General features: G+C 65.2%; 22 protein-coding genes. 5 read left to right on the top strand and 17 right to left on the bottom strand.

The window, feature by feature from the left end; all coding sequences use genetic code 11:
- Positions 1–192: 192 nt before the first annotated feature.
- Genes FFY45_RS07930 through poxB form a run of 3 tightly spaced genes read right to left on the bottom strand, consistent with a single transcriptional unit; the run spans position 193 to position 4,736 of the window.
- Complete coding sequence (locus tag FFY45_RS07930) at positions 193–1,533, bottom strand: sigma-54-dependent transcriptional regulator (RefSeq protein ID WP_176340012.1); 1,341 nt, start codon at positions 1,531–1,533, stop codon at positions 193–195.
- On the bottom strand, positions 1,518–2,960 hold the full coding sequence (locus FFY45_RS07925; RefSeq protein ID WP_176340011.1) for a sensor histidine kinase: 1,443 nt from the start codon (positions 2,958–2,960) through the stop codon (positions 1,518–1,520). Before FFY45_RS07925 ends, FFY45_RS07930 begins: the two co-directional genes overlap by 16 nt.
- Before the next feature lie 48 nt (positions 2,961–3,008).
- Positions 3,009–4,736 carry a ubiquinone-dependent pyruvate dehydrogenase gene (poxB, locus tag FFY45_RS07920; RefSeq protein WP_176340010.1) on the bottom strand — a complete coding sequence of 576 codons (1,728 nt, stop codon included), beginning with the start codon at positions 4,734–4,736 and terminating at the stop codon, positions 3,009–3,011.
- A gap of 346 nt (positions 4,737–5,082) precedes the next feature.
- On the opposite strand from poxB, the gene FFY45_RS07915 reads away from it, so the two are divergent.
- Positions 5,083–5,679, top strand: coding sequence for an OmpO family porin (locus tag FFY45_RS07915; RefSeq protein ID WP_023902125.1), 597 nt, complete (start codon positions 5,083–5,085; stop codon positions 5,677–5,679).
- A 305-nt stretch (positions 5,680–5,984) separates the two neighbouring features.
- On the opposite strand, the gene FFY45_RS07910 is transcribed toward FFY45_RS07915, so the two are convergent.
- The 6 genes from FFY45_RS07910 to FFY45_RS07885 form a co-directional block, all read right to left on the bottom strand.
- The gene (locus tag FFY45_RS07910) at positions 5,985–7,010 is read right to left on the bottom strand and encodes an NAD(P)H-dependent glycerol-3-phosphate dehydrogenase (protein WP_176340009.1); all 1,026 of its coding nucleotides are present in this window, start codon (positions 7,008–7,010) and stop codon (positions 5,985–5,987) included.
- 15 nt (positions 7,011–7,025) lie between these two features.
- Entirely contained in the window at positions 7,026–7,541 is a 516-nt protein-coding gene (gene secB, locus FFY45_RS07905; protein ID WP_006451124.1) for a protein-export chaperone SecB, read from the bottom strand.
- 111 nt (positions 7,542–7,652) lie between these two features.
- Positions 7,653–8,090 (bottom strand): rhodanese-like domain-containing protein, encoded by a 438-nt coding sequence (locus FFY45_RS07900; RefSeq protein WP_023902123.1) that lies wholly within the window; start codon positions 8,088–8,090, stop codon positions 7,653–7,655.
- Positions 8,091–8,166: 76 nt separating this feature from the next.
- Complete coding sequence (locus tag FFY45_RS07895) at positions 8,167–8,589, bottom strand: hypothetical protein (protein ID WP_023902122.1); 423 nt, start codon at positions 8,587–8,589, stop codon at positions 8,167–8,169.
- A 28-nt stretch (positions 8,590–8,617) separates the two neighbouring features.
- Positions 8,618–9,088 (bottom strand): YiiD C-terminal domain-containing protein, encoded by a 471-nt coding sequence (locus FFY45_RS07890; protein ID WP_176340008.1) that lies wholly within the window; start codon positions 9,086–9,088, stop codon positions 8,618–8,620.
- Positions 9,089–9,227: 139 nt separating this feature from the next.
- Positions 9,228–10,037, bottom strand: a complete 810-nt coding sequence (locus FFY45_RS07885) for a glycosyltransferase family 25 protein (protein WP_023902120.1) — start codon at positions 10,035–10,037, stop codon at positions 9,228–9,230.
- A gap of 220 nt (positions 10,038–10,257) precedes the next feature.
- Here FFY45_RS07885 and FFY45_RS07880 point away from each other — a divergent pair, with 220 nt between their 5' ends.
- From FFY45_RS07880 to FFY45_RS07870, 3 genes are all read left to right on the top strand, one after another.
- Positions 10,258–11,034, top strand: coding sequence for a uroporphyrinogen-III synthase (locus tag FFY45_RS07880; protein ID WP_176340007.1), 777 nt, complete (start codon positions 10,258–10,260; stop codon positions 11,032–11,034).
- A gap of 103 nt (positions 11,035–11,137) precedes the next feature.
- On the top strand, positions 11,138–12,115 hold the full coding sequence (locus FFY45_RS07875; protein ID WP_074058641.1) for a uroporphyrinogen-III C-methyltransferase: 978 nt from the start codon (positions 11,138–11,140) through the stop codon (positions 12,113–12,115).
- Positions 12,112–13,377 carry a heme biosynthesis protein HemY gene (locus FFY45_RS07870; protein ID WP_115037071.1) on the top strand — a complete coding sequence of 422 codons (1,266 nt, stop codon included), beginning with the start codon at positions 12,112–12,114 and terminating at the stop codon, positions 13,375–13,377. Before FFY45_RS07875 ends, FFY45_RS07870 begins: the two co-directional genes overlap by 4 nt.
- A 204-nt stretch (positions 13,378–13,581) precedes the next feature.
- On the opposite strand, the gene FFY45_RS07865 is transcribed toward FFY45_RS07870, so the two are convergent.
- The gene (locus tag FFY45_RS07865; RefSeq protein ID WP_176340006.1) at positions 13,582–14,124 is read right to left on the bottom strand and encodes a hypothetical protein; all 543 of its coding nucleotides are present in this window, start codon (positions 14,122–14,124) and stop codon (positions 13,582–13,584) included.
- Between the two features lie 105 nt (positions 14,125–14,229).
- On the bottom strand, positions 14,230–15,525 hold the full coding sequence (locus tag FFY45_RS07860; RefSeq protein WP_176340005.1) for an acetyl-CoA C-acetyltransferase: 1,296 nt from the start codon (positions 15,523–15,525) through the stop codon (positions 14,230–14,232).
- Positions 15,526–15,613: 88 nt separating this feature from the next.
- Between FFY45_RS07860 and FFY45_RS07855 the strand changes: the two genes are divergently transcribed.
- The gene (locus FFY45_RS07855) at positions 15,614–16,498 is read left to right on the top strand and encodes a hypothetical protein (RefSeq protein WP_176340004.1); all 885 of its coding nucleotides are present in this window, start codon (positions 15,614–15,616) and stop codon (positions 16,496–16,498) included.
- 218 nt (positions 16,499–16,716) lie between these two features.
- On the opposite strand, the gene FFY45_RS07850 is transcribed toward FFY45_RS07855, so the two are convergent.
- The 6 genes from FFY45_RS07850 to FFY45_RS07825 all read right to left on the bottom strand — a co-directional run bounded on the left by FFY45_RS07850 (position 16,717) and on the right by FFY45_RS07825 (position 22,984).
- On the bottom strand, positions 16,717–17,364 hold the full coding sequence (locus FFY45_RS07850) for a superoxide dismutase family protein (protein ID WP_176340003.1): 648 nt from the start codon (positions 17,362–17,364) through the stop codon (positions 16,717–16,719).
- 48 nt (positions 17,365–17,412) lie between these two features.
- Positions 17,413–18,015 (bottom strand): superoxide dismutase family protein, encoded by a 603-nt coding sequence (locus FFY45_RS07845; protein WP_176340002.1) that lies wholly within the window; start codon positions 18,013–18,015, stop codon positions 17,413–17,415.
- A 422-nt stretch (positions 18,016–18,437) separates the two neighbouring features.
- On the bottom strand, positions 18,438–19,868 hold the full coding sequence (gene ntrC, locus FFY45_RS07840) for a nitrogen regulation protein NR(I) (RefSeq protein ID WP_006449207.1): 1,431 nt from the start codon (positions 19,866–19,868) through the stop codon (positions 18,438–18,440).
- Positions 19,861–20,916: a two-component system sensor histidine kinase NtrB gene (locus tag FFY45_RS07835; RefSeq protein WP_006449208.1), complete on the bottom strand. Its 1,056-nt coding sequence runs from the start codon at positions 20,914–20,916 to the stop codon at positions 19,861–19,863. The genes ntrC and FFY45_RS07835 overlap by 8 nt, the downstream gene beginning before the upstream one ends.
- A gap of 264 nt (positions 20,917–21,180) precedes the next feature.
- The gene (locus FFY45_RS07830) at positions 21,181–22,623 is read right to left on the bottom strand and encodes an ammonium transporter (RefSeq protein WP_006449209.1); all 1,443 of its coding nucleotides are present in this window, start codon (positions 22,621–22,623) and stop codon (positions 21,181–21,183) included.
- 22 nt (positions 22,624–22,645) lie between these two features.
- Entirely contained in the window at positions 22,646–22,984 is a 339-nt protein-coding gene (locus FFY45_RS07825) for a P-II family nitrogen regulator (protein ID WP_002808480.1), read from the bottom strand.
- Positions 22,985–23,137: the final 153 nt, after the last annotated feature.

Genomic DNA, 23,137 nt, shown 5'->3' with positions numbered 1-23,137 from the left:
GCATGACTGTGCGAAAGCAAGCACTTTCCCGGCGCAAGGTCTGCTGTGAACATCAGTGGCCAAGCACTACGTGTGGCAACGGCGGCATGCAATCACCCACATGTGCGCGTGTTGCTGTGCGCGTACTGCATCGCAGCCAAAACACCGACTACGCCAGCCTGCAAACATCACATTCGGTTTTTATCGCTGCGACTACTGCAACCCATACTCATCGAGCTTGCGATACAGCAGCTGGCGATGAATGCCGAGCCGGCGCGCGGCTTCGGCGCGGTTACCGCCACTGTGTGCCAATGCGTCGTGGATCATCTGCTTTTCCAGACGCGCTACTGCCTCGGGCAAGGTGCCTTCCTGCGGCGCCGTCGTTATGGGTTGCTCGGCACTGTGACCAAGCGCTTCGTCCAGATCCTCGGCGGTGATGCTGTGGCCACGCACTAGCAGCTGACTGCGTTGCATGACATTCCGTAGCTCGCGCACGTTGCCGGGCCACGGATAGGCCAGCAGCCGCGCTTGCGCGTCCGGCGATAGCGCACGCGCTGCGCCTTCGCCGGTGCGCAGAAAATACTGCGCAAGCAGCACGATGTCCTGCCCGCGTTCGCGTAGCGGCGGCAGCTCGATCGGCACCACATTCAGGCGATAACGCAGGTCGCTGCGAAACTGCCCGGCCGCCACCCACGCGGCCAGATCGCGATGCGTGGCCGCCAGCACGCGCACATCCACCTTCTGCGCGCCGCGGCCACCCAGCGGCGTCACTTCGCCTTCCTGCAGAAAGCGCAGCAACTTGGCCTGCATCGGCAGCGGCATGTCGCCGATCTCGTCCAGAAACAGCGTGCCGCCATCGGCTTCGCGAATCAGGCCGATGCGGTCGCCGGTCGCTCCGGAAAACGCGCCCTTGCGATGGCCGAACAACTCGCTCTCCATCAACTCCAACGGAATCGCCGCGCAATTGACCGCCACGAACGCCGCATTCGCGCGTGCGCTGGCACGATGCAAGGCGCGCGCAGCCAGCTCCTTGCCGGTGCCGGTCTCGCCTGTGATCAACACCGGCAAATCGGAGGCTGCGGCCAGCCCGATGCGTTTGTGCGCGTTACGCATCGCCGGGCTGTGGCCGACCAGGGCATCGTCGTCTTCAGGCAGCTCGGTCGCCGCGGTATCGGCGTCGGTGTCGGCGCGACTTGCCAACGCACGCTCAACTACCTCGACGATATCGGCACGCCCCACCGGTTTGACCAGGTGATCGAACGCACCCAGCGTCATCGCTTCGATAGTGTTGCCGCTGGACGCGTACGCGGTGAGCATCACAAACGGCACCTGACGCGCACGGGCATCGTCCGCCCGCGCGCGCAACACCGCAATGCCATCCATCCCGGGCATGCGGAAGTCCACGAACGCCAGCTCGATACCGCCCTCGTTCAAGCGCACCAATCCATCGGCGCCGTTATCGACCGCGATCACCGTATGGCCGAGCGAGCGCAGCGTGGCCTGCAAGGTGGCAAGAAACGCCGCGTCGTCATCGATGATCAGGATGCGCGCCATGGCAGCTCCACAATGAAATGGGTCATGCCATCGGCATGTACGTAATGCACCTGCCCGCCATGCGCGCGCGCGATCTCGCGCACCAGCGCAAGCCCGAGGCCATTGCCATCGCTGCGACCGCTGACGAACGGCTCGAACAACTGCGCTGCAATGGTGTCGGCAATCGCCTCGCCACGATTGCAGACCTGTAGCTGCAACAAATCATCGCTGGCGCTGGCCTCCAACGTCACCGTGCTGCCTGCGTCGGCATGCTGCAACGCGTTGCGCAGCAGATTGTGCGCGGCGCGCCCGAGCTGCTGCGGGTCGAGCGTCCATTGCAACGGCATAGCAGGCACGCGCAGCTGTGGCGCAGGCGTGCCTGGCGGTAGCAAGGCCGGATCGAGCAAGGTCACCAACCAGTCCTGCACCACCACCGTTTCCAACTGCAGACGGATCGGCTGCACCATGCCGAGCAGGCTTTCGACCACCCCATCCAGGCGGCGGATCTGCCCCAGCATCAGCTCGCCATGCGTGGCATCGTCCGGGGTGTTCTGCCGCCTGGCGATGTCGTTTTCCACCGCCAGACGCATGGTGGCGATCGGGTTGCGAATCTCATGCGCCACCGTCGCTGTCAGGCGGCCCAGCGCGGCCAGACGTTCGTGCCGGGATAGCTCGTCGGCCAGCCGCCGTGTCTGCGCCAGCGCTTGCGCATTGCGCTGTGCGTAGTCGCTCACCGCAGCGCCCAACCGATCCAGCTCGGGTGCGCCGGTGACCGGAATCTGCGGGCGCTCGGTATCGGCGGCGAGCGCCTGCTGGATGCGCTGCAGGCGCTGACTCCAACGCCGTACCACCACGCCTAACGCAATCGCCGACACCGCCACCATGGCGAAGATCAGCAGCATGCCGATCACCAACGGCCGCCAGGCATCGGAGGTGCTCGCCGGCACCCGCGACATGGTCCATGCGGCGGTGCCCGAAGCCAGCGGGCAGGCGCTGATCAACACCACTTCGCGGCTGCCATCGCGGCGAAAATCCACCGCCTTGTTGCCCATCGCACTTTGCCGTGCCGTACTGACAATCGTGGTCCATTCGGCGGCGGGGATATCGGTCTTGTGATCGCTGCCGTCGTAAGTGGGATAGGCGTACGCGATAAATCCCTTGTCGAGATTCCACACCCCACCTTCCACGCCGGGCGCATCGGCCAGCACCAACTGCACCACCACTGCCGCCAGCCCGGCCCCGTTGTCGCCACTGCGCGCGGCCTCGCTTGCACCGGCGTAGCGCTGCACGATGCGCGTGCACTGCGTGGTCAATTGCTGGCGCGCTTCATCCAGTCGTACGCCTTCTGTCTGTCGGTACATGCCATACAACATCGTGGCCACGCCCACGCAGGCGGCAAGGATCACCACCCAGATCAACAGCAATTGGCGCAACAACGAACGAGGCATGCGAAAGGATCCGATGAAGACGTGCAGTGGCGAAACGCGGTAATCGCGTCAGCGCATATTGGTCTTGACCAGATCGATCACCTCATCGCCGCGACCACTCATCACCGCCTTGAGCAGATACAGGCCCATTCCCTTGGCCTGTTCCAACTTGATCGCCGGCGGCACTGCCAGTTCCTGCGTGGCGATGCGCACATCCACCAACGCCGGGCCGGAATGCGCAAAGGCCTGCCGCAATGCACGTTCCAGCTGCGACGACTCATCGACACGGATGCCCAAAATGCCCATCGCATTGCTCATCGCAGCGAAGTCCGGATTGCGCAACTCGGTGCCGGTATCCAGGTAACCGGCGGCCTTCATCTCCATCGCCACAAATCCCAGCGAGGCATTGTTGAACACCACGATCTTCACCGGCAGACGCAGCTGCGCCAGCGAGATGAAGTCGCCCATCAACATCGCAAAGCCACCATCGCCAGAGAGCGAAATCACCTGGCGTCCCGGAAACGCCGCCTGTGCACCCAGTGCCTGCGGCATGGCATTGGCCATCGAACCGTGATTGAACGAGCCGAGCAAACGGCGTTGTCCGTTCATACGCAGATAGCGGGCGGCCCACACCGTCGGCGTGCCCACATCGCAGGTAAACACCGCGTCCTGGTCGGCAATCTGGCTGATCATCCGCGCCACGAATTGCGGATGCAACGGCTCGCCCGGGTCTGCCGGCACTGCCAGATCGTCCAGCCCTTCGCGCGCCTTGCGGTAATGCGCAAGCGATTTCTCCAGGAAGTCGCGTTTCTCGCGTCGCTGCAAGTGCGGCAGCAAGGCGGCAATGGTTTCGCCCACATCCGCTGCGATACCCAGTTGCAAGGGCGTGCGCCGTCCCAATGCGCTCGGGTCGCGATCCACCTGCACGATGGTCGCGTCCTTCGGGTAGAACTGCCGATACGGGAAATCCGTACCCAGCATGATCAAGGTGTCGCAGTTGAGCATCGCGTGGTAGCCGGAACTAAAACCGATCAAACCGGTCATGCCGACATCGAACGGGTTTTCCCACTCCACATATTCTTTCCCGCGCAGCGCGTGCACGATCGGCGCGCCCAGGGTGTCGGCCAATGCCACCACCGCATCGTGTGCACCCGCGCAGCCGCTACCGCACAACAGCGTGATCGCCTCGCTTTGCTGCAACAACTCGGCCAACTGCGCCACGTCTTCGGCGGCTGGCAACACGCGCGGCTGGCGCAGTTGCGGCCAGGCGCTGGATACGTGCTTGTCCATTTCCAGCAGCGCGATATCGCCGGGGATCACTACCACCGCCACACCCTGCTGCAGGATGGCGGTGCGCATCGCCCGATGCAGTACTTCCGGCAGCTGCGCCGGGTTGGTCACCAACTCCACGAAGTGACTGCACTCGCGGAACAACTCCTGCGGATGGGTCTCCTGAAAATAACTCAGCCCGATCTCGGACGAGGGAATATGCGCGGCGATCGCCAGCACCGGCTGACGGCTGCGATGGCAATCGAACAGCCCGTTGATCAAGTGCAGATTGCCCGGCCCGCAGCTGCCCGCACACACGGCCAGCTGGCCGGTCACCGCCGCCTCGGCGCCAGCGGCGAATGCGGCGACTTCTTCGTGGCGCACATGCATCCACTCGATCGTCTGCATCTCACGCAAGGCATCGGTCAAGCCGTTGAGGCTGTCGCCGGTCACACCCCAGATCCGCTCCACCCCCGCGCTCTGCAGCGTCTCGGCCAGAAACCGCGCCAACGTCTTTTTCTTCGCCATGATGCAGCTCCCGAGATGTTCAACAAGCCTGCATGGTCCCAGCCGCAGCGTCAGTACAATGTCCTCGCCATCGATGCAGATGGCAAAAATCGCTGCAAACAGGTGCTTCTACACGCGCATCTCACATTGGCGCGAGGTAACTCAGACCCCATCACGCTTTGCGTGTGCGCTACTCGCATTGCAGCTTGATGACACAAACCGGAACTGAACCGGGCGCGATGATTCATGCACCAGTCAGTTCAAAATTCATGTCGCGTTCCATCGAATAACGGAGAATTTACATCTCGGCAGCGAACGGCATCCGCCTCAGCGCCGGCCCAAATCAATAAGTACAGGTATCTCGATCATGAAGACTTCTTTGCTGGCCCTCGGCCTTCTCGCAGCTCTGCCGTTTGCGGCCTCCGCTGCTGAAAACATCTCCTACAACTTCGTCGAAGGCGACTATGTGCGCACTCCGACCGAAGGTCGCGACGCCGATGGTTGGGGCGTGAAGGGCTCCTACGCCATCACCCCGAACATCCACGTGTTCGGCGATTACAGCAAGCAGAACGCTGACGACAACAACAACGTGTTCGAAAGCTCCAACACCGACTTCCAGCAATGGGGCGTGGGCGTGGGTTACAACTACGAAGTGGCCACCAGCACCGACCTGCTGGCGCGCGTTGCCTACCGCAAGCTGGACCTGGACACCCCGAACATCAACTTCGATGGTTTCAGCGTCGAAGCTGGCCTGCGTAACTCGTTCGGCGAGCATTTCGAAGTCTACGCTCTGGCTGGCTACGAAGATTTCTCCAAGAAGCGTGGCATCGATCTGGACGACACCTTCTACGGCCGCCTTGGCGCCCAGGTGAAGTTGAACCAGAACTGGGGCATCAACGGCGACATCCGTATGGATGGCGACGGCAACAAGGAATGGTCGGTCGGCCCGCGTTTCAGCTGGTAAGCCGCACGTTTAACGCAACGCGACTCTCTCTCCCGCGTTGCATTGGAAGCCCGGTCCCACGACCGGGCTTCTTTCTTTTGCGCGATTGGATGATTGCAATGCAGCGCACTCGATCGCTAGATGCCGTGTGTACGGGCTGTTGCGCTGGAACGTAGCGCGCAGCACGTTTACATGGCTGCGACGCGACAAGCTTTCGCCTTGATGCACGCAACGACAAGGTGCGCAAACACTAAAAAGCCCGGCATTGCCGGGCTTTTTAGTGTCTTCACTCCACCACGCGACGCGCGAGGCGCGTTACCGACCAATCAGGTAAACAACGCCTGCGGATACTCGGGCTTGCGCTCGCGCGCCAACAGTTCCTTCAATGCCGCTTCCGGTGTGATCTCGCCATGCAGTACGGCACGTACGGCGTTGGAGATCGGCAGTTCGATGCCGTGATGCTCGGCCTGGCGCATGACTTCATCGGCGGTTTGCACCGACTCGACCACCTGACCGATCTCGCGGATCGCATCGTTCAAGCTCTGCCCGCGCCCCAACGCCAATCCAAGCCGCCGGTTGCGCGACAGATCGCCGGTGCAGGTCAGCACCAGATCGCCCAATCCGGCCAGGCCCATCAAGGTCTCCGGACGCGCACCGATCACCGCCGCCAGGCGCAGCATCTCGTTCAAGCCACGCGTGATCAGACCGGCGCGTGCATTGAGACCGAGCTGCATGCCATCGGCCACACCGGTGGCCACGGCTAGCACGTTCTTCATCGCGCCACCGAGCTCGGCGCCCACCATGTCATCGCCGGTATAGGCGCGGAAGGTGGGGCCATGCATGGCATCGGCCACGACCTGCGCGAACGCCGCATCGTCGCCGTGCACGGTGATGGCGGTCGGCAAGCCAAGCGTGACTTCCTTGGCGAAGGACGGCCCGGTCACCACCGCCAGCGCAACGCTGGGGCCGAGGATGGCGCGCGCCACTTCATGCAGGAACCGCCCGGAACCGGGCTCGAATCCCTTGGTCGCCCACGCAACGCCGGCACCGGCCGGACGCAACGGTGCAATCAATTGGATCGTTTCGGTAAACGCATGCGAGGGCACCACGACCAGGATCCAGCTTGCATCGGCAACGGCCAGCTGCAGGTCGGTGGTCGCGCGCAAGCTCTCGGGCAATGGAATACCCGGCAGATACCGCACGTTTTCGTGATTGCGGTCGATGGCATCCGCCATCGCCGCATCGCGCCCCCAGAGCACGGTCGGGTGACCGTGTCTGGCGAGCAGCGCGGCCAGGGCCGTGCCCCAGGAGCCGGCGCCGAGGACGGCGATCTTGTGCTTCGAATCGCTCATCGGCGCACGCAACGCTTAGGCGTTGCCAGCCGGCTCGGAGTCGGCCAGCGAGGTGCCTTCGCCCTGCGAGCGCTGGCGCAGGGTTTCTGCGTACAGGGCTTCGAAGTTGATCGGCTGCAGGTAGAACGGCGGGAAGCCGCCGGCCTGGATCAGGTCGCTGACCAGGGTGCGCACGTACGGGAACAGGATGTTCGGGCACTGGGTGCCGAGCAGCACGTCGATCGCCTGCGGCTCCAGACCGACCAGGCCGAACACGCCGGCCTGCTGCACTTCGGCCACGTAGGCGGTCTTGCCACCGGCGGTGCAGGTCAGGGTCACGGCCAGCACGACTTCGAAGGCATTGTCGTTGAGGCGCTGCACCTTCTGATTGAGGTTCAGCTGCAGCTCGGGCTGATTGGCGTCATTGAAGACGGCCGGTGCGTTCGGCGATTCGAAAGAAACGTCCTTGACGTAAATCTTCTCGATGGTGAAAGCGGGGCCAGCAGCGGCGTCGGCCGGCGCAACGGCGCCGTTGATGATTTCGTCGGACATTCCTAACTCCAAAAAACGGTTCGGTGGATGCAGCGTTGAATGATGCAGGCGTGAAAGCGCGAGTCTCTCACGCAAGCAATGGGGACTTGCCTGCCGCCGTACAAGGTGAGATCAGGCGCGACCCTTGACCAGCGGCAGTTCGGCGATCTGCCAGGCAGCCACACCGCCATCGAGCCAGTACACCTTCTCGAAGCCGGCCTTCTTGAGCGTCTTGGCCGCCCCTGCCGAGGCGTTGCCGTTACGGCAGACCACCACCACGGGGGAGGCCTTGGCGTTGGCAAGCAATTTGCCGGCCGGGTCGAACTTGGCCAGCGCCACATTGCGGCTGCCGGCGATATGGCCTTTTTCGAAATCGGCGGTGGGCGACAGGTCGATCACCAGCGCATTCTCGCTGTTGATCAAACGGGTCAGCTCGGCCGGCGTGAGTGCGCGATACCCACGGAACAGGCGCGCGACCTCGGTGACGATCAGGGCGATGGTCAGGCCCACCAGGGCCAGCGACAACATGGGGTTGCGGCCGACAAAGGCCTGCAGCTCTTCGAAATTCACGGGGTCAGGGTCGTTCAAGCGGGCGGGAATTGTCGCACAGCTGGCGCACGCGACGGCCAGGGCGCAGCGGTGCGGGCTACTGGCCCTGCCACAGATCGGGCAGGCCGCTGGCCAGCCACCAGCGTTTGCGCTCGGCGTCCCAGCGCCACAGCTCGATGCTGCGCACCAGCCGCTCGGCCTGGGTATTGCGGTTGATCACGCGCAACTCGACCTCGCGGCGCAGGTCGCCGGCGGCATCTTCGCCCACCCGCACCTCGCGGTAGCCGGAGATTTGCACCTGTTCGTAGCGCGAGCGCTCCAGATCGCTGAGCGGATGCGCCAAGGCATACGTGGGTTCGACAAAGCCCTGCGCGGCGTCGAAATCGCTCCAGCGCACGGCGGCCGTGTAGGCGGCCTGGGTGGTCTCTAGCGCGCGCGCCTGGGCACGGCTGCCGGCACACACCACACCGCTCACCATCGCCAGCCCGAGCAACAGCATTGCCCCCATCACTGCACGCATGCGTATTCCCCCGAGTCCAGCCCGCATCCTACCGTTTTGGAAACGCCACGAAGCGCCCGCTCAGCGTCGCCGCCGCCGCGCCCGATCCCAGCGCAATCTGCGCACGCATGCCGATGCGCGCCTTGCCGCGTTGGCGGAAGGTGGCCAAAAACGCATCCCAACTGCCCATCTCGGATGGCTCGGCATCGGCCACCAGGTCCTCGTACACCGGCGCGACATAGCGCAGCTGGCTGTCGGCCACGTACACATCGGCGCTGTGTCCGGCCAATTGCAGCTGCAGGGTCAGCCAGCCCCAACTGGCCAGCGTCATCAGCGAGGCCAGGCTGCCGCCGAACGCGTTGGCCTTGTCGTTGACGTTGGCCTGCAGCGGCGCACGCAAGCGCAGCGCGCCGTCATGCAAGCCATCGACGGCGATGCCCATCGACAGCACCGGCGGCATGGCAATGAATTGCTGCTGCAGCGACTGCAGGGCGGATGCGAGCGTGCACGAAGGAGTCATCGGCGAAGGCTGAAAGACGGCGAAGGGCGGCATCATGCCGCAATGTTCTGCGAGCGTCTTGTGCACTCAAATACATGCGGTACCGCATGGTAAAACACGTTCAGCGCCGTCTCGTTGCAGGCCTTCGCTATCGCGCCGCTCAGGGCGCGAACACCACCTTGCGATAGCCCTGCGCCACACGCAACAACGCGGTCGCTTTCGCCTTCCAATGCGCACTGCGCTGCTTCTGCGCCTGCGTCAGCGGCGCATCGATGGTGCTGGTGAACACGATCTGCTCCGGAGCGTTGTGGAAGAACTTGTCCTGGATGCAAGCCGCCGGCGAGAGCTGATAGGTGGACAACTGCTGTGCCACCGGCGATTCGTTCCAACCGAACAGAAAAATATCGGCCATGGTGTGCCAGCGCGCTTCGGCGGCCAGCAACAAGCGTGCCGCATCGCGGCTGATGATCAGCGCGCCGGCGCACACCGGCCAGCAGTGCTGATATGTGGATGGACGCACCAGCCGCAGCTGACGCCCGCCGATGTCGGCGACCTTGCTATCGAGCTTGATGCGGTTGTAGGACGGTTCCAGCCGCACGATGCTGTTGCCCGCCGGTAGCCACTCGGTGCTGCGCAACAGCGCCGGCAGCGCGTCGGACAGATGCATGTCGTCTTCGAAGATGGCGGTGTAGGCGTCATCGGAGTCCGCCGCGATGCGCCACGCGGCCTGATGGCTCAGAAAGCAGCCGATGTTGGAAGCGGTCCACTTGCGCGGGCCGGTGCTGAAGCCATCCCCGGAACCTTCCAGCGGGCGTTCGCGCACGAAATCGGCGATCTGCTCGGGCGTCAGCGTGGCGCCGTCGAAGGCGGGAATGCGCTCGAACGGCATGCCCAGCGCCTGGAACCGCGCCGACATGGCCTGCAAACGGTCGCTACTGCGCTGCATGTTGATGAGGTAGGACTTGATCACGGTACTACTCCGGCGTGGCTGTCGAGGCGGATCGTGGCCGGATCTACGAGATTTACAAGAGGTTACGAAATGAGACGCCCGTCTCATTCATGAACGCAGGCGATTTCGCCTGCAAACGCTACTGCGATTGACGGCATTCCGGTCCGATGAGATCGCCACCGGCGACATCGGCGCGGTGCCATCTTGCCCTGACGCCGCAACGTTCTCGCATAATCGTGAGATGACCCGGCCCACCTCCTCGACCGACGCCTGGACCCTGATCTCGCTGCGACCCAGCGGTGAGCACGCGCCACTGCGGCGGGCCGCCGCCCGGCATGGCGGACGGCTGCTCGCGCTGTCGCCGTGGCGGCTGCAGACCAACGACACCGCACAGGCGCGGTCCGCACTGGAGCAAGCGCTGCAGGCACCGATCGCGGTATTCACCAGCCCGGCAGCAGTGCACGCCGCGCAGCGTCTTTCACCGCTGCGGCGGCCAGCGCAGGCGCAATGGGTGAGCGTGGGAGAGGGCACCGCGCGCGCATTGCAGGCCTATGGGATCGATGCAGTGGTGCGCCCTGCGCGCATGGATAGCGAAGGGCTGCTGGCACTGCCGCTGTTCGAGCCGCCATTGCAGACAGTCGCACTGATCACTGCGCCAGGCGGGCGCGGCATGCTGGCACCGGCATTGGAGCAGCGTGGCGCCCGTGTCCTGCGCGCCGATGTCTATCAACGCGTCGCGCTGCGATTGCGCGCATCGGCGGTGCACGCCCTGGCCAGTGCACTGCCACGCAGCGTGCTGGCATTGAGCAGCGCCGAAGCGCTATCGCTGGTGTTAGAGCAATTGCCCGCAGCGTTGGTCGATGCCTGGCGACTCCATCCGGTAGTGGCCTCCAGCGAGCGCATGCGCGCATCCGCACATGCCGCCGGCTTCACGCATGTGGTGCGCGCCGCAGGTCCACTGCCCGAGCAATTGGCCGCCGCCGCTGCAGCGATCGTGACACCATCACGACCTTGCTGAACTCCGAATCCATCAAGCGCTTGCGGGCGTCTGCTGCAGCACGCCATGCTGTACCAGATGACTGCGGCGCATGCGCCAGTCGTGACCGCCCGAGGATGTCCCAATGACTGAAATGCCCGCTTCCACGCGACGCTTCCCCGTGGCCTGGCTGCTGCTTGCGGTTGCCGTGGCGGCAGTGGGCGTGGCGCTGTTTCTGGGCTGGCGCGCATGGCAGACCTATCAAAGCGGGCAGCTGCAGGCGGCCCAGGCGCAGCAGCAACGCTGGGATGGCACGCAGCAGATGCTGGAAACCTTGCGCCGCGATCAGCGCCTGGCCAACGAGCGCCTGCAGGATGCCGCAGCGACCAATCGTGTCTTACGCGATGAAATGCTCGGGCTAAGCCAGCGCAGCGCGTTGCTCGAAGAAACCGTACAGAAACTGGCCGATCCCAATCGACATGGCGCGCAGGCGCTGCGTCTGGATGAAGTGGAACTGCTGCTGCGGCTCGGCCAGCAACGCCTGAGTATTGCCGGCGACGCCGACGGCGCACGCCGTGCCTATGCTCTGGCCAATGCCGCACTCAACGGCGTGGACGACCCGGGCTACCTCAATCTGCGCCAGGCGTTGGTGCAGGAACGCGACGCACTGGACCGCCTCGGCGCTGGCCCGCAAGCGCAAGCCGGTCAATTGCTGGACACACTCGCCGCCGATCTGCAGCGCTTGCCGGAACACACCGCGCAAGAGAACGAAGCCGCGCAGCCGTGGTGGCAGAAAGTGCTTGCACCGTTGGTGGACATTCGCCCCAGCCGTGGCGATGCACTGCTCGTCGGCGGCGACCGCAACGCCGCGCGCGATGCCTTGCAGATCGAAGTCAGCCTGGCCCGCGCTGCGGCCGAACGTGGCGATGCCGCCGGCTTCGCCCAATCGCTGCGGCGCGTGGACACCTGGACCACCCGGCTGTGGCCGGATTCGCCACAACGTCGCCAGGCACGCACGCGCCTGCGCACCTTGCAACAAGCGCCACTGCGTCCGCGCCTGCCGGAACTGGGCACCACCCTGCTGCAACTGCAGGCCATGCGTGAAGGGAGATCCACCCAATGAAAGTGTTGCGTACCGTCTTGATCCTGTTGGTTGCCGTGGCGCTGGGCGTGCTCGGTGCGCAATGGTTGTCGCATCAAAACAGTTACGACCTGGGCAATGTGGTGGTCAGCGTCGGCGGCAACGACTACCGCGCGGCGATGCCGCAGGCGCTGCTGATCCTGGTCATCGCGCTGCTGGTGCTGTGGCTGGTGTGGACGCTGATCAGCCTGCCGTTCCGGGTCTGGGGCAAGTACCGCCGCAAGAAGGGCCGCGCCCGCCTGATCGAAGGCCTGCGCGCGGCCGATCACGGTCAGTGGCAGCGTGCCGAGCGCCTGCTGGTCACTGCCAGCGAGGACGACGACGTCAGCGGTATCGCACTGGCAAGTGCAGTCCGTGTGGCCGATGCGCGCGGCGATGACGCCTCGGCCACTGCGCTGGCCCAGCAACTGGCCGAACGCGACCCCACCGCACACGCGCTGCTGCAAGGCGAACGGCATCTGGCGCGGCAACGCCCGGTCGAGGCGATCAATGCGCTCGATAGTGCCAACGCGCAACCGCTGCCGGCACGCGGGCTATTGCTGCGCACGCAGGCACTGGCGCAGATCGGCCGTGCCGATGAGGCCTACGGTCAACTCGGCGCATTGCGTCAGCAGGCGGTGCTGGCCCCCGATGCCTACAACGCGCTGGAGGCCACGCTGGCCGAACAGACGCTGTTGCAGGCCGGCGATGCGAATGCCCTGGCCGAACGCTGGGAAGCGCTGCCCAAGCCGCTGCGCACCTATCCGGCAGTCGTCGGCGCCTATGCACAGCGCGCGGCGATTCTGCATTGGGACGATGCGGCCGTACACAGCCTGGAACAGGCGCTGGATACGCAATGGGACGAATCGCTGGTGCGTCTGTACGGCGTGCTGCCGCTGGAAAAATATGATTCGCGCCGCGCCAGTGCGCAGCGTTGGCTCACCCAGTATCCGGACAGCCCAGGCCTGTTATTGACGATGGCGCGCCTGGCGCGTCACCAACAGCAGTGGTCGCAGGCCGAAGAATTCCTGCATCGCGCCGTAGCCAATGGCGCCGGCAGCGAGGCCTGGGAAGAACTCGGGCATGGCTTTGCCGCGGCCGGCGATCTGCTGTCGGCGCAGCATTGCTATGCCAATGCCCTGCGCGCCGCACGCGGCGAACCGGTGCATGAGGGTTTGCCGCAGCAATCGTTGCGTGGACCGATCGTCTCGGCGTATGCAACACCGCCGGCCGATCCGCTCGCACCGGACGATCGCGTGCTGTAATCGATCACGCTGTCATCGATCACGGCTGATCGATTCTGCGATGTGTGGATTATCTGAAACGCCCCGGCATGTCCGGGGCTTTTTTGTTTTGTGGATCTGAGCGGGAGTGCCGCCACCAAAATTCACCGGCCTGCGATGACATCTGCAGCGACGGCGACGCAAGAACGCTACAAAAATATCTGCAGATACGCGCCGCACCGCAGATCATCGATCGCGCGATGCCCAAGGCGGTGCTGGCAGCTCGCGCAAGAACGCATCGCAGGCACCCAGGAAACGCGCCTGCTCATGGTCAACCGATTGCGGCGATAACACCCGCGAGCCAAGTCTGCCGATCAACAGCATGAGCGCCATCACAGCAGCGCCGGTCAGCCAGCCGATCGCGCCGTCCAGCGCAAGACCGCCTAGCAGCAACGGCAAGACCGATGCCCTCGTGATGACGACATAGCGTACGCGGCGCCGCTCGTGCTGGGCGCACAAGCTCAGCACATGCGCACTGCGCTTGCGCAACACGATGGCCAGGATCAGATACGGCAATATGCCCATCAACAGCGCCAGATAGATCACCGGGTGATGCCAATGAAAGATATAGCGACGCGGCAAGTCGTCGACCGGCGCATTGCACTTGACGCAACGCGGCGGCAGATCGGCGCCCGGCGTGCACACCAGCACATCGCCTTCGCGCCACACCTCCCCTTGCGCTGGTGTCAGGTAAAGGGTGGGTGGTTCACGAACATCATCGTTCGACATCCATGCGTCCTTGCAGGTTGGGGATTGGGGATGTCGGGATTCGCAAAAAGAACTTCGCCTTAGCGAATCCCCAATCCCGAATGCCTAATCCCGCTGCGCAGCAGCTTAGCGCTCCACGATGGCGACCACGCCCATGCCGCCGGCCGTACAGATAGAAATCAACGCACGCCCGCCGCCACGTTCTTCCAGCTGCTTGGCGGCGGTTGCCACCACGCGCGCGCCAGTGGCGGCGAACGGGTGGCCGGTGGCCAGCGACGAGCCCAGCGGGTTGATCTTGTCCGGGTCGATGCGGCCCAGCGGCGCATCCAGACCAAGGCGGTTGCGGCAGTAGTCCTCGCTTTCCCAGGCGCGCAGCGTGCACAACACTTGGGCGGCGAACGCCTCGTGGATCTCGTAGATGTCGAAGTCCTGCAGGGTCAGGCCCTGGCGCGCCAGCATCTGCGGCACTGCAATGGTCGGCGCCATCAGCAAGCCTTCGCCATGCACGAAATCCACCGCCGCCACCTGGGCATCGCGCAGATAGGCCATCGGGGTGTGGCCGTGCGCCAGCGCCCAGGCTTCGCTGGACAACAGCACCGCAGCAGCGCCATCGGTGAGCGGGGTGGAATTGGCCGCGGTCAGCGTGCCGCGGCCGGAAGTCTTGTCGAACGCCGGGCGCAGCGTGGCGAGTTTTTCCAGCGAGGTGTCCGCACGCAAAATATTGTCGCGCGAGACACCGCGAAACGGGGCGATCAACGAATCGAAGAAGCCGCGCTCATACGCTGCCGCCAGCTTGTGATGCGAGGCCACCGCCCACGCGTCCTGCGAATCGCGCGCGATGTTCCATTCCTTAGCCATGTCCTCGCAGTGGTCGCCCATGCTCTTGCCGGTGCGCGGCTCGGCCACGCCGGGGAACTCGGGCTTGAGCTCGCCGAACTTGAAGCCGCGCAACAGCGCCTTGAGCTTGTCGCCGGTGGCTTTGGCCCGGTTGGCGGCCAGCAGCCGCGCGCGCAGCTTCTTGCCGTAGACGATCGGCACTTCGGACGTCGTGTCCGAACCGCCGCCGACGCCCGAATCAATCTGCCCCAGCGCAATCTTGTTGGCGATGGTGATCACCGAATCCAGGCTGGTGCCGCAGGCGCGCTGCAGGGTGATGCCCGGCGTCAGCGGCGACAGGCCGGACGACAGCGCCGCCTCGCGGGCCAGATTCCAGTCCGAGGAGTGCTTGATCACCGCTCCCATCGCCACTTCGCCCAGTTGCTGCCCATGCAGCCCGAAGCGCTCGACCAGCGCGCCCAGCGTGCGCACCGACATGCCCAGGTTGCCCACGTCCGCGTATGCGGTGTTCTGACGACAGAACGGGATACGAACGCCGCCCAAGATGGCGACGGGACGGGCTGCTGGCATCGGTTGACCTGGCATGGAGGACTCGGGGACATGGCCTGCACAGGGCCGGCAGGCATAATGGCCGCAGTGTAGCTTCGACCCCGTGATGGGCCAACCGCGAATCATGAGCAAGACCGAACACGGCGTGACCGCCATGGGTGTGATGGCGCTGGAATTGACGGGCGGCAGCGCCCCCGAGCGCGGCGCCTTGGCGCCCGAGCAGGCCGGCATGCTGGCCGAACGTATCGGCCGCGACCTGGCGCAGTGGATCCCGGAGATCCGCGCGCTGGAGCTAAGCGTGGCGATGGCGCATTTCGACCCGGCCGAAGTGCTGCGGCCAGGCTGGCCGCTGCATCGCCGGCTGGAAGAGCTGCAGGCGCGCGCACCAGGACGCGATCAGGGCCCGCGCGTGCTGGCCTTCGGTGCCGATGCGCAGGGCGAGATTCCGTTGCCGTTCCAGGCCGATGCACAACTCACCGGCGGCGGCCTGCGCGTGCTGCCATTCCTGCTGTCTGGCGATCCGGACATCGTCGCCACCGTGGCCGATGCGATGGAAGAAGTGCTGCTGGCCCAGGGCATGGCGCAGGCCGACACCGCCTTGCTGGCGCAGGAAAGCTTCGGCGCACGCATCGAACACGCGCGCTATCTCACCGCGAACGATCTGGCGGCGATGATTTCGATGCAGTACGACAATCAAGGGTTGGCGCCGCTATGGCCGCTGATCGAAGCCGCCCTGCTGGCTCCGCACACTGAAGAATGGCTGCAACAGCCGCCCGAGCCGGTGCTGCGTTATATCGACGGCGAAGTGCGCATCGCGCTGTTCGACCCGGCCGGCTGGTGCGATTACTACACCCACGACCGCGAAAACTGCGAGCGTCTGCGCGGCGTCTACGAGCAATACCTCTCACGCCAGCGGCAGATGGCCGCCGTGCTGGAAGCGCATGGGCTGCCAGTGCTGTATGTGCATGTGGAACCGGGGCAGGATCCACGTCAGGCGTTGGCTGCGTAAGCAACGCGCCGGTTACTTTGAACTTTGAACTGTTAGCGCGTACTGGAAAACCGGCGTTTTTGGTGACAAACATGGCACGCGCCTACGCGCCTTACATCCATGTGCTGAACTGGTCCGTGCACTGAAACCAGCACCAATGCTTGGCAGGTGTGTACCAAACAAATAACGCCGCAGTGATCGATCACTGCGGCGTCTGTTTGTCTGCCCGCTTCTTTGACTTACTTGGTCGCAGCCGGCGCGTTGTCGGTGGTGATCACACCGCAGGCCAGACGGCCGCCGGCGTTGCCGGTGGGCTGCGTTTTGTAGTCATCGGCATCGGCATGCACGATCACGGCGTGGCCGGCGATATCGAACTGGTCGGCCTTGCCGAGATTGACGTTGCTCGAGACCGGGCCATCGATGCTGGCATTGCCCTGCGCGTCGGCCTTGATGTTGGGCATGTCGCCACCGTGATGCGGGTCGGCGCTGACGGCGCCGTGATCGGATTGGGCCGGGTTGAAATGGCCGCCGGCACTGCTGCCGTCCGGTGCGCTGCAATCGCCCTTTTCGTGGATGTGGAAGCCGTGCTCGCTGTTGGGCTTGAGGCCGCTCAGCTGGCCGGTGACGCGCAGCGCGCCGTCGACGGTCTTGAAGCTCACCGTGCCCTTCACCTCATTGCCCTTGGTCGGCTTGAGCTCGGCGGTTGCGGTGGTGGTGGCTGCCGCTTCGGTGACCATGGAGGCGGCATGCTCGCCGCCATGCGCCGCTTCGTCTGGCGTGCCGGCCTGCGGTGCGGGTGCGGGATCGGCCGGTGCCGGTTCGTCGCGCTTGCACGCGGTCAGCACCAACGCAGTGGCCAGGAACAACGTCGTGGGAAGAATGCGCATGAAAAACTCCTGTAGAGAGGCCGCAGTTGCGGCCATGGATGCCCCAACTCAGGGCTGCGAAGGGGGTGTGCGCCATTGGGTGACGCGAATGACGCCGCAAGCCAGACGTGCGCCGGCATTGCCGCTGGGCTGGCTGCGATAGTCGTCTGGATCGGCATGCACGATCAGCGCCTTGCCGATCACATCGGTGGGCGCGGCATCGCCCAGGGTGATGCCGGCAATGATCATGTCCAGGTGCGCAACGCCTTCGGCATCGGCGCGCAGATTGTCCATGTCGCCCGCGTGGTGGGGATTGCTACCGGCGCGCCCGTGCGGTGCACCGGTCGGATTGAAATGCGCACCCGCGCTGCTGGCATCGACAGCACTGCAATCGCCGCGCTCGTGCACATGGAAGCCGGCAACACCGCCCGGGCGCAGGCCGCCGACGGTGCCGGTGATACGGATTCCCTGTAATGCAGGCACCAGCACCACCCGACCGCTGACCAAACTGCCCGAGGCCGAGGCCAGCGCCGCTTCGGCCTGTTGCACCGGACGGGTGGGCACGACACGCGCCACGGGCGGTGGCGGTGTCTTCGGCGGGGGTGGCGTGCTGCTGCAGGCGGCCAGCGCCAGAGCGGTGAGGGCGACGATCGTGGACGACCGGTAACGCATCGAGCTGTTCTCCTGATCAGGCTGGAAACCTATGCGGGCACATGTTCACGTGTCATGAAATGCGCTTGCCGGCTGATCGGGAGTTTACGGGGTTGGTGTGGAGTGTCGGGTTGTTTTGAGGTGCGGGTCGACGGATGCGCGGTAGCACCGATGTGCGATTGCGATAAGCCTGGATCGCGTGCGTTGTTTCCTTCTCCCGCCGGGAGAAGGTGGCGCGTAGCGCCGGATGAGGGTACGGGCGAAGCGCTAGTGACGTTTGGGTGCGTGAGGCTTCGCCCCGTACCCTCACCCCAACCCCTCTCCCGGCGGGAGAGGGGCTCAACTCCGCGTGCGGTCTGATGCACGATTGCGGTAAGCCTGTATCGCCTACGCGCCGTTCCTTCTTCCAGCGGAGCGGGCTTTAGCCGGGGCCAGGCGATACATCAGCGGCGTTTGCGCCCTGGGCCGAGTTTGCGGGTGACGGTGTTGCGGCCCAGGCCCAAGCGTGCGGCGGCCTCGGCGCGGCGGCCCTGGGTGAGTTGCAGGGCGGCTTCGAGCAGGGTCTTGTCGAGGCGTTCGCGGGCTTCGGCGTGCAGGCCCTGGGCGCCTTCGCTCAGGCGTTGTGCGGCCCAGCTGGAGAGCATCTCGTCCCATTGCCCGTCGCTGCGGCCGGCGCGTTGGCGACGGCCGCCACGCGCCAATGCGGCTTCCACATCGACCACGTCGATGATGTCGGCGGTGGCCAAGGCGGCCAGGCGCCAGCACACGTTTTCCAGTTCGCGCACGTTGCCGGGCCAGTCGTAGTGGCGCAGGCCTTCCAAAGCGGCCGACGACAGCCGTTTGGGCAGCATGTCGAGCTTGCGACCGGCCATGGCCAGGAAGTTTTCGGCCAGTTGCGCGATGTCGCCGCGGCGTTCGCGCAGCGGCGGTAATTGCAGACGCACCACGTCCAGGCGATGCAGCAAGTCGGCACGGAAGCGGCCTTGTTCGACCAGGGCTTCCAGGTCCTGGTGGGTGGCGGCGATCACGCGCACGTCGACACGGATGAGTTCGCGCCCACCGACACGGAAGAACTCGTTCTCTGCCAGCACGCGCAGCAAACGGGTCTGCAGCGGCAGCGGCATGTCGCCGATTTCGTCCAGAAACAGCGTGCCGCCGTCGGCCTGTTCGAAGCGGCCGATGTGCCGTTTGGTGGCACCGGTGAAAGCGCCGGTTTCGTGGCCGAACAATTCGCTTTCCAGCAATTCTGCAGGAATGGCGGCAGTGTTGAGGGCAACGAAGGATTTGCGCGCACGCGGCGATTCGTTGTGCAGCGCGCGTGCGACCAGTTCCTTGCCGGTGCCGGTTTCGCCGTTGATCAGCACCGACAGCGGTGCCTGCGCGAGCCGGCCGATGGCGCGAAACAACGCCTGCATCGCCGGGGTGTCGCCGATCAGCGCGGCCGAGCCTTGCGCCACCGGCACACCGACCAGTGCGTCGACGCCGGCATCGGCATCCGGCAGCGCGCGTGCGGCCAGGGCCACCGCGTCATCCAGGTCGAACGGCTTGGAGAGGAACTCGTGCGCGCCGCCGCGAAACGCGCCGGCAGTGCTGGCCACATCGGTGTAGGCCGACATGACGATCACCGGCAATTGCGGGTGCTTGGACTTGAGTTTGTCGAGCAGGGTCAGGCCGTCTTCGCCGGGCATGCGCACATCGGTGAACAGCAAATCGGGGGTGGGCCGCATGGCCAGTGCCTGCAGTGCGGCGGCGGCACTTTCGAAGCCATCCACGGCGTAGCCGGCATCGCGCAAGGCGGTGGACAGCACGAAGCGGACCGAACGGTCGTCGTCGACCACCCAGATATGGTGGGATGCGGCGGCGGCCTCAGCCATGCAGATGCTCCTTGTCGTGATCGCCGGCCAGCTCGGGCAACAGCAGGGTGAAAACGGTATGGCCGGCGCGCGAGCGGTAGGTCAGCGTGCCGTGGTGTTCACGCGAGACCTGCTGGGCCAGCGCCAGGCCCAGGCCACTGCCTTCGGCGCGCCCGCTGACCAGCGGCAGGAACAGGTGCTCGGCCAGTTCTTCGGGCACACCGCCGCCGTCGTCGATGATCTCCAGCCGCAGCGACATCGCATGCACGCGGTCGCGGATGCGCTGGCCATGTTCGACGCGGGTGCGCAACGTCACCCGGGTGGCACCGGCCTGGAACGCGTTGCGCACCAGATTCCAGACCGCCTGGGTGAGGCGATCGCCATCGCCAAGGATGTCGGGAATGCTGGGGTCGTAATCGCGTTGCACCTGCACCGACCAGCCCCCCTCGGCTTCGGCCAGGCGCAGCACGCGCTCCAGCACGACATGGATATTGAGGCGGTCGTGCGGGCGCGCCGGTGTAGGCGAGAGCAGGCGCTCGAGCAAGGTATTGAGGCGTTCGATCTCGGTGCCGATTAATTCGATCAGCTCGCGCTCGTCCTCGTCGCGCCCGGCCGAACGGCGTGCCAGCAGTTGTGCGGCGCCCTTCAACCCGGCCAGCGGATTACGCAGCTCGTGCGCCAGACCCTTGAGCGCAGCGCTGAGGGCGTTAGGCAGTGCATGGGTGGGATCCAGCGCGGGGAATTCGTCGACCGGGTGGGTTTCCAGCAGCCAGCCGCCGTCGTCCAGCCGCGACAGCCAGCCTTCGGCAAAGCGCGGTGCGTCGTTGGGCAGACCCAGGGCCAGCCGATGCAGACGCAGCACATCGCGTTCGTCGTTGAGCAGGAAGCGGGCGAGCGCATCGCCCTGTACTTCCAGCGCGGCCAGCGGTTGATCGACCAGTCGCCGTGCGCTGACGCCAAGCCAGCGCGCGAAAGCTGGATTGACGCCCAGCACACGGCCCTCGCGGTCGGCCCAGGCCACCGGGGTGCCCAGGCTGTCCAGCGATGGCATCGAAGAAGAAATCACCATTGCACCAATTTAGTGCAAGCAGCATCGACGTGCGCGGATGTCGCGCTAGACGAAGCGTGCAGAAAAGAATTCGGGGCCGACGAGCGGTGGCGTACACCGATCCAGCGCACATCCGCGCCGACAGGGACAGGCGTGGGGCTGGTCATGCAGACACCTCGGCAGTTGACCCGCGCCAACCAGCGCCGCGGGGAAAAACGGACCCGGCGGGCAGTCCCGGCCGGGTCGTCGTGCCACCCGCAGCGGCATGGCTGCGGGTGTTCATGCTCAAGACTCGTATGCGGCTTCGCCGTGCGAGGTGATGTCCAACCCCTCACGCTCGGCTTCTTCGGTGACGCGCAGGCCGAACACCAGCTTGGCGACCAGGAAACCCACCACCGAGACCACACCGATCCACACCAGGGTGATGCCCACGCCCAATGCCTGGATGCCGACCTGATGCACGATGTCGTAATCGCCACCCTTCTGGCCGCCCAGCGAGGCCGCCGAAAACACGCCGGTCAGGATCGCGCCGATGATGCCGCCCAGGCCATGCACGCCGAACACGTCCAGGCTGTCGTCGGCACCGAGCAAACGCTTGAGACCGGTAACGCCCCACACGCACAGCACGCCAGCGGCAAGACCAATCACGATCGCGCCGAACGGACCCACCGTGCCGCAGGCCGGGGTGATGCCGACCAGGCCGGCGACCATGCCCGAGGCCACACCCAGGGCGGAGGACTTGCCCTTGATGATCTTCTCGGTCAACGACCAGCCCAGCACCGCCGCGGCAGTGGCCAGCAAGGTGTTGAGGAAGGCCAGCGCCGCACCGGCATTGGCTTCCAGGTTGGAACCGGCGTTGAAGCCGAACCAGCCCACCCACAGCAGCGACGCACCGACGAAGGTCAGGGTCACGTTGTGCGGCTTGATCGCCTCACGCCCCAACCCGGCACGCTTGCCGACGAAGTAGGCACCGACCAGACCGGCGATACCGGCGTTGATGTGCACCACGGTGCCACCGGCAAAATCCAGCGCACCCAGCCCGAACAGATAGCCACCGGTGGCCCAGACCATGTGCGCCAGCGGCAGGTAGCCGAAGGTGAACCAGATCACCGAGAACAACAGCACCGCGGCGAACTTGGCGCGTTCGGCAAAGGCACCGACGATCAGCGCGCCGGTGATGCCGGCAAAGGTCGCCTGGAACGCCACGAACACGTATTCCGGCAGGCTGACACCCTTGGTGAAGGTGGCCGACAGGGTTTCGATGGTCACGCCCTTGAGCAGTGCCTTGTCCAGATTGCCGATCCACGGACCTTCGCCGGAGAACGCCAGGCTATAGCCGTAGAGCACCCAGAGGATGGTCAGCAGCGAAAACACCACAGCGACCTGGATCAGCACCGACAGCACGTTCTTGGCACGCACCATGCCGCCGTAGAACAGCGCCAGACCCGGCACCACCATCAGCAATACCAACAAAGTGGAAGTCAGCATCCAGGCGACATCGCCCTTCTCGACCACGGGTGCAGCCTCGGCGGCCGCCACGGGGGCGGCTTCCGGCTGCGCGGACGGCAGCGGTTCGGTGGTGACCGGCTCGGTCGGCAACGGGGTGACCTGCGGGGTGGATTGCGCATGCGCGCTACCCATGCCGCCCACCACCAGCGCACTGAACAGCATCAGCATGCAGACGCTGTAGAACCGGGCTTTCCACCCGGCGAAAAGACCTGTCTTCATAAGGACTCCTGGGGTGGGGGATTCAGAGCGCATCGGCGCCGATCTCGCCGGTACGGATGCGTACGACTTGCTCGATCGCGGTCACGAAGATCTTGCCGTCGCCGATCTTGCCGGTACCGGCGGCGTTCTGGATCGCCTCGACCACTGCGTCCAGCCGGTCGTCGGTCACCACCGTCTCGATCTTGATCTTGGGCAGGAAGTCGACGACGTACTCGGCGCCGCGGTACAGCTCGGTGTGGCCTTTCTGGCGTCCGAAACCCTTGACCTCGGTCACGGTGATGCCCGACACGCCCGCTGCGGACAAGGCCTCACGGACCTCGTCGAGCTTGAACGGCCGGATGATGGCGGTGATCAATTTCATGCGCATACCCCGAATGGTGGAAAAAACCGGCCGGCATTGCGCCGCCCGGCGGTGTCATTCCCCTGGATGCCAACCCCGGCATCCGCTCGTTCGCGAGCACGCAGACCCCAGCGGATGCCAGTGCATCCGCCTCGTGGGAGAGGTCAGGCCCGC

Source organism: Xanthomonas hortorum, from assembly GCF_011305375.1.
GTDB lineage: Bacteria > Pseudomonadota > Gammaproteobacteria > Xanthomonadales > Xanthomonadaceae > Xanthomonas > Xanthomonas hortorum_E.
The sequence above is the reverse complement of the archived record's forward strand: the minus strand, read 5'-3'. Positions and strand labels throughout refer to the sequence as shown.

What these genes read in the sequence shown, in the direction of transcription:
- FFY45_RS07930 (WP_176340012.1), bottom strand. Translation starts at nt 1,533, where the DNA reads ATGGCGCGCATCCTGATCATCGATGACGACGCGGCGTTTCTTGCCACC.
- FFY45_RS07925 (WP_176340011.1), bottom strand. Translation starts at nt 2,960, where the DNA reads ATGCCTCGTTCGTTGTTGCGCCAATTGCTGTTGATCTGGGTGGTGATC.
- poxB (WP_176340010.1), bottom strand. Translation starts at nt 4,736, where the DNA reads ATGGCGAAGAAAAAGACGTTGGCGCGGTTTCTGGCCGAGACGCTGCAG.
- FFY45_RS07915 (WP_023902125.1), top strand. Translation starts at nt 5,083, where the DNA reads ATGAAGACTTCTTTGCTGGCCCTCGGCCTTCTCGCAGCTCTGCCGTTT.
- FFY45_RS07910 (WP_176340009.1), bottom strand. Translation starts at nt 7,010, where the DNA reads ATGAGCGATTCGAAGCACAAGATCGCCGTCCTCGGCGCCGGCTCCTGG.
- secB (WP_006451124.1), bottom strand. Translation starts at nt 7,541, where the DNA reads ATGTCCGACGAAATCATCAACGGCGCCGTTGCGCCGGCCGACGCCGCT.
- FFY45_RS07895 (WP_023902122.1), bottom strand. Translation starts at nt 8,589, where the DNA reads ATGCGTGCAGTGATGGGGGCAATGCTGTTGCTCGGGCTGGCGATGGTG.
- FFY45_RS07890 (WP_176340008.1), bottom strand. Translation starts at nt 9,088, where the DNA reads ATGACTCCTTCGTGCACGCTCGCATCCGCCCTGCAGTCGCTGCAGCAG.
- FFY45_RS07880 (WP_176340007.1), top strand. Translation starts at nt 10,258, where the DNA reads ATGACCCGGCCCACCTCCTCGACCGACGCCTGGACCCTGATCTCGCTG.
- FFY45_RS07875 (WP_074058641.1), top strand. Translation starts at nt 11,138, where the DNA reads ATGACTGAAATGCCCGCTTCCACGCGACGCTTCCCCGTGGCCTGGCTG.
- FFY45_RS07870 (WP_115037071.1), top strand. Translation starts at nt 12,112, where the DNA reads ATGAAAGTGTTGCGTACCGTCTTGATCCTGTTGGTTGCCGTGGCGCTG.
- FFY45_RS07865 (WP_176340006.1), bottom strand. Translation starts at nt 14,124, where the DNA reads ATGTCGAACGATGATGTTCGTGAACCACCCACCCTTTACCTGACACCA.
- FFY45_RS07860 (WP_176340005.1), bottom strand. Translation starts at nt 15,525, where the DNA reads ATGCCAGGTCAACCGATGCCAGCAGCCCGTCCCGTCGCCATCTTGGGC.
- FFY45_RS07855 (WP_176340004.1), top strand. Translation starts at nt 15,614, where the DNA reads ATGAGCAAGACCGAACACGGCGTGACCGCCATGGGTGTGATGGCGCTG.
- FFY45_RS07850 (WP_176340003.1), bottom strand. Translation starts at nt 17,364, where the DNA reads ATGCGCATTCTTCCCACGACGTTGTTCCTGGCCACTGCGTTGGTGCTG.
- FFY45_RS07845 (WP_176340002.1), bottom strand. Translation starts at nt 18,015, where the DNA reads ATGCGTTACCGGTCGTCCACGATCGTCGCCCTCACCGCTCTGGCGCTG.
- ntrC (WP_006449207.1), bottom strand. Translation starts at nt 19,868, where the DNA reads ATGGCTGAGGCCGCCGCCGCATCCCACCATATCTGGGTGGTCGACGAC.
- FFY45_RS07835 (WP_006449208.1), bottom strand. Translation starts at nt 20,916, where the DNA reads ATGGTGATTTCTTCTTCGATGCCATCGCTGGACAGCCTGGGCACCCCG.
- FFY45_RS07830 (WP_006449209.1), bottom strand. Translation starts at nt 22,623, where the DNA reads ATGAAGACAGGTCTTTTCGCCGGGTGGAAAGCCCGGTTCTACAGCGTC.
- FFY45_RS07825 (WP_002808480.1), bottom strand. Translation starts at nt 22,984, where the DNA reads ATGAAATTGATCACCGCCATCATCCGGCCGTTCAAGCTCGACGAGGTC.